Here is a 4729-nt window from a genome sequence, read left to right as displayed (position 1 = left end):
CGCCCCGCGCCTGAATGCCCCTGCGGAGGATGTGGAGGTGCCCGCCCCGCGCGTGAATGCCCCTGCTGATTGAGGTGGCGATGCCTGCCCCGCGCTTCATTCTGAACTTTGAATTCTGAATTACTGTGCAACGTTTGCCCCCCTCCCGTCGTCGGAATGCCTTGGAGGACTCCGTACATGCTGAATCGCCGTGACTGGCTGACCTTGACCGCCGGGGCTGGTGCCGCCCTGGCTTTCGATCCGATTCGACTGCTCGCCCAGCAGCCGCTCATCATGCGCGCCATCCCCTCGTCTGGGGAGAAGCTGCCCGTGGTCGGGCTCGGCAGCTCGGCGACCTTCTCGCAGGTGGCTCGCAGCGAGGACGTCAGCGCGCTGCGCGACGTGCTCAAGGCGCTCATCGAGCAGGGCGGCACGGTGTTCGATACGGCCCCCAGCTATGGGGCGTCCGAGGAGGTGGCCGGCCGGATTGCCGGGGAGCTGAGCCTCACCGACAAGGTGTTCTGGGCCACCAAGGTCAACGTGGCGGGCCGGGGCGGCGGCGGGGCGGATCCGGCGGCCGCGAAGGCGCAGATCGAGTCGTCGTTCACCAAGCTCAAGAAGGCCAAGGTGGACCTGATCCAGGTGCACAACCTGGGCGACGTCCCGACGCAGCTGGGCATCCTGAAGGAGATGAAGAAGGCCGGCAAGGTCCGCTACATCGGCGTAACCAGCACCAACAAGGCGCAGTACGCCGAGTTGCAGACGATCATGAAGAACGAGCCACTCGACTTCATCGGCGTCGACTACGCCATCGACAACCGCGACGTCGAGGCGTCGATCCTGCCGCTGGCGCAGGAGCGCAAGATCGGCGTGCTGGTGTACGTGCCGTTCGGGCGCACGCGCCTGTTCACGCGCGTCGGCCAGCGGCCGGTGCCCGACTTCGCCAAGGCGATCGGCGCCGAGACGTGGGCCCAGGTGTTCCTGAAGTACGTGATCGCCCATCCGGCCGTCACGTGCGTGACGCCGGCCACGAGCAAGGCCGCCAACATGGCCGACAACCTTGCCGGTGGACGGGGCAAGCTCCCCGACGAGGCGACGCGCAAGCAGATGGCCGCGTTCATCGACGCGCTGCCAAGCGCGTAGGACAGCGGAAGGGTAGAAGGGTAGAAGAGCAGAAGGAAAGAAGGCAGGGCGGGAAGGGCGAAGGACGGCAAGGACGGGAAGGACGGAAGGACGGAAGGACGGAAGGTTCACGCCGTTCGTCCTTCCCACGCTGCACTTTGCCGTTGGTTCTTTGCGGCATTCTCGGCATCGCGGCATCGCGGCATTTCCCGTCTCAGACGAGATGCCGTCCGCCGTCGACCCTGACGGTCTGTCCCGTCACCCAGTCCTGCTGCAGTAATCCCATCACGGCGTGGGTCACCACGTCGGGGCCGCCCCAGCGGCCGAGCGGCGTGGCCTGGAGCACGGCGGCCTGCATCTCGGCGGTGCTGCCCGCGGCCGGCAGGATCGGGCCGGGGGCAATCGCGTTCACCTGGATGCCATCGCCCGCGAGCTCGAGCGCCAGCGCCTCGGTGAGGGCGACGACGCCGGCTTTGGCCACGTAGTAGGGGACGTATCCCGTGTAGCGCGGGCGGGCGCTGGCGGCGACCCAGTCACTGCAGAAAATCAGGTGTCCGCCGCTGCCCTGTGCGCGCATGTGGCGCGCCGCGGCGCGGGCGCAGTGGAAGGTGGCGTCGAGGTCGACCGCCAGGTGGCTGCGCCACGTGTCGGGCGTGACGTCATCGAGCGGCACGCGGTCATAGGTCGACGCGAGGGCGACCAGAACGTCGATACCGCCACCCCACGCCACCACATCGTCCACGAGGCGTCCACAGGCGTCGGGATCACGCAGGTCGGCCTGAAGGATGTGCGATTGGCCGCCCGCCGCAGCGGTGTCGGCCGCGGCCTGCGCGATGGCCTCGGCCGAGCGGGCGTACGAGAAGGCCACCCGCGCGCCGCACGCGCCCAGCGCGGCGCCGAGCGAGGCGCCCATGCGCGCGCCCCCGGTCACGAGGACGACCCTGTCGCGAAGAAGCATCGTCGCCGAGGTAGGGCGCGATGTCCTCATCGCGCCGTCAGCGGCGCGGTCGGAGACCGCGCCCTACCTCCGTGAGCTAGAACGCGAAGGTGCCGACGAACGCGGACCGCTTGTCGGCCTGCGACCAGCGCGTGCCGAGCTGCTGGCCCGTGAACGACTGGGTCTTCGTGAGGCCGACCTCGGCTTCCGCGCCGCGCGACAGCGGGTGGAACCACTGCATCGCGCCGCAGGACGGATCGTGGTGGATGTGCGCCTCGATCTGCAGCTGCGCGTCGCCGGCCTGCACTGCCGCCGCGTGGTGCGTGCGCTCGAAGGCGATGGGCACGGCCTGCACGTCCACCACGCGCAGGGCGAGGTCGCCGATCGCCGACCGCACCATCGCGACCAGGGCGTCGCGCTGGGCCTGCGTGGCCCGCTCGTCGACGTACATCAGCGTCTTCACCAGCGTGGGCGACTCGCCGCCCATCTCGCGCATGCCGAGGTTGTGCGTGCCCGACAACGCGGCCACCACCGACAGCCCGTCGAGCGACACGCCGCCGATGGACCCGCGATCGACCCGCCATGCCAGCACGGCCTGCCGGCCCATGGTCTCGGCCTCGGAGTTCATGATGCAGCCGCCGGCGAACACCTCCGCGGTGCGCGCCTCGACGTAGGTGCCCGTGACGGTGGGCACGGCGGCCGTGGCGGTCGGCGTGCCGTCTGCCGCGAACGCGGGAGCGGCGGCCAGCATCGTCGTGAGTGTCAACGTCGCTCGAAACATGGAGTGCCCTTTGTGACAGGTAGGGCGGGGTGTCCCCACCCCGCCGTGAATCCAACGACCACACGGGAACGAACCAACGGCGCGATGGGGACATCGCGCCCTACCTCAAAGCCGTGAGCCTGTTCTTCCACTCTACGCGCGTGCCTCGTCCCGCTCAACCTCGTCCACGTCGGGGACCGGCTCGTCCGGGTGCGCCAGGTGCGTCGCCCGCTTCGGGCTGCCCGACACGATGGCGCTGCCGGCGAGGATGACGACGATGGCCGCCACCGTGCGCCAGCCGAGCGGTTCGCGCAGCAGCCAGGTGCCGAGGATCACTGCGACGACGGGGTTGACGTAGGGGTAGAGCGAGACGACCGACATCGGCAGGTGCCGCAGGGCGTAGGTGTACGCGACGAACCCGATCAGGCTCCCGGCGAAGAACAGGTACACCACCGCGGCGAAGCTGCGGCCCGTCCAGGTGAGCCGGCCGTACTCGCCGAGGACCGCGGCGACGGTGAGCATGACCAGGCCGCCCGCCAGCATCTGGAAGGCCGAGGCGACCAGCGGGTCCATGTCGTGCAGCTTCTTCTTGGAGAGCGTCGACCCCAGGGCCCAGCCGATGCAGGCCAGCTGCGTCGACACCAGGCCGCCGACCCACACCAGCCCGGTGGTGGTCGTGAGGGCGGTCACCAGGTCGGGCCACACCAGCAGCAGGATGCCGGAGAACCCAATCAGCAACCCGCCGACCACGCGGCCGGTGAGGCGCTCGCCGCCGGCCAGCGCCTCGATCCCGACCATCCAGAACGGCGTCGAGGCGACCAGCACGGCCACCAGGCCGCTCGCCATGAACTGCTCGGCCCACACGACCCCGCCGTTGCCGAACCCCAGCATGGCGATGCCGATGACAAGGAACGTGGGCCAGCGCCGCCAATCGGGCCAGCGATGCCCGAGCAGCCGCAGCCCGATCGCCAGCACCGAGCCGGCCAGGGTGAACCGCATGCCGCCGAGCAGGAAAGGCGGCACGGTCTCCAGTGCGACCTTGATACCGAGATAGGTCGTTCCCCAGAACAAGCAGACCGCGATGAACGCCGCGTACGCCTTCTGCCGCACCGTCACGCTCATGCCGCCGCCCGCCCGGCTCGCGCGGCGACGGGCGCGGCGCCACTGTCTCTGCCGTTTGGCCTAATCAAGGGAGGGGGCTGACACCGAGAGCGAGACACGCACAAGCCTAATCCACAATTTGCGATTCGGAATTCAGTGCAGGACGGGGCACCGCCACGTCCCCCGTGCACGTCGCCGCCAGCACGCGGCGTGCGCCCACGTGGCCCGCCCCGCCGTCATTCCTGAACCTTGAATCGTTCCGGTGGCGATGCTTCGCCCCGCGCTCCATTCTGAACTCTGAACTCTGAATTCCGACCTGAGGCTCCTGTTCGCCTGCCTCGCCACCGGCGTTGACTCTACCAACCGCAGATAGTGCCCCGGCAGTGGAGCCGTGCACGACTGCCGCCCGCTCGGGTCGGCGGGCGTCCTCTCGCGCCTCCGCGTCAACCTTTCTGCGCCCATTGAGTCGAGGAACATCCCATGTCGCACACCACCCGTCTTGCCCGTCTGCTCCTGGCAGCCCTCTGCCTGCCCATCGTCACGTCGACCTCCGCCCAGGCCAACCTCATCGGCAACGGCAGTTTCGAGACGCCCGTCATCACCGCCGACTGGCAGGTGTTCAACAACGGCGATGCGATCGGTGCCTGGGTCGTCCAGTTCACCGACGTCGACATCGTCCGCAACAACATTCTGGGCACCAACATCGTCGCGCACGACGGGAACCAGTGGCTCGACCTGAATGGGTTCAGCCGCGGGGGCGTGTACCAGTTCATCAACACCATGCCGGGCATGACGTACGACTTCCGCTTCTGGTACTCCGACAACCCGTT

Annotated in this window: 4 protein-coding genes and 1 pseudogene; 2 read left to right on the top strand and 3 right to left on the bottom strand. The window is 68.9% G+C overall.

Annotated elements, in window-relative coordinates:
• The first annotated feature begins 177 nt into the window (after positions 1-177).
• Positions 178-1122, top strand: a complete 945-nt coding sequence (locus ACIRDX_RS20595) for an aldo/keto reductase (RefSeq protein WP_396627314.1) — start codon at positions 178-180, stop codon at positions 1120-1122.
• 193 nt (positions 1123-1315) lie between these two features.
• Here the strand turns inward: ACIRDX_RS20595 and ACIRDX_RS20590 are convergent, their stop codons facing one another.
• From ACIRDX_RS20590 to ACIRDX_RS20580, 3 genes are all read right to left on the bottom strand, one after another.
• Positions 1316-2059, bottom strand: a complete 744-nt coding sequence (locus ACIRDX_RS20590; protein WP_396627313.1) for an SDR family NAD(P)-dependent oxidoreductase — start codon at positions 2057-2059, stop codon at positions 1316-1318.
• A gap of 76 nt (positions 2060-2135) precedes the next feature.
• Complete coding sequence (locus ACIRDX_RS20585; protein ID WP_396627312.1) at positions 2136-2819, bottom strand: DUF1326 domain-containing protein; 684 nt, start codon at positions 2817-2819, stop codon at positions 2136-2138.
• A gap of 132 nt (positions 2820-2951) precedes the next feature.
• Positions 2952-3920: an EamA family transporter gene (locus ACIRDX_RS20580; RefSeq protein WP_396627311.1), complete on the bottom strand. Its 969-nt coding sequence runs from the start codon at positions 3918-3920 to the stop codon at positions 2952-2954.
• A gap of 459 nt (positions 3921-4379) precedes the next feature.
• On the opposite strand from ACIRDX_RS20580, the pseudogene ACIRDX_RS20575 reads away from it, so the two are divergent.
• Positions 4380-4729: pseudogene (locus tag ACIRDX_RS20575) on the top strand (hypothetical protein); the annotation flags it as partial.

The sequence above is a fragment of the Luteitalea sp. genome, from assembly GCF_044337415.1.
In the GTDB taxonomy this organism is placed as follows: Bacteria; Acidobacteriota; Vicinamibacteria; order Vicinamibacterales; family Vicinamibacteraceae; genus Luteitalea.
Note: the sequence above shows the minus strand (reverse complement) of the source record. Positions and strands in the feature narration are given on the sequence as shown.

What these genes read in the sequence shown, in the direction of transcription:
- ACIRDX_RS20585 (WP_396627312.1), bottom strand. Translation starts at nt 2,819, where the DNA reads ATGTTTCGAGCGACGTTGACACTCACGACGATGCTGGCCGCCGCTCCC.
- ACIRDX_RS20595 (WP_396627314.1), top strand. Translation starts at nt 178, where the DNA reads ATGCTGAATCGCCGTGACTGGCTGACCTTGACCGCCGGGGCTGGTGCC.
- ACIRDX_RS20590 (WP_396627313.1), bottom strand. Translation starts at nt 2,059, where the DNA reads ATGCTTCTTCGCGACAGGGTCGTCCTCGTGACCGGGGGCGCGCGCATG.
- ACIRDX_RS20580 (WP_396627311.1), bottom strand. Translation starts at nt 3,920, where the DNA reads ATGAGCGTGACGGTGCGGCAGAAGGCGTACGCGGCGTTCATCGCGGTC.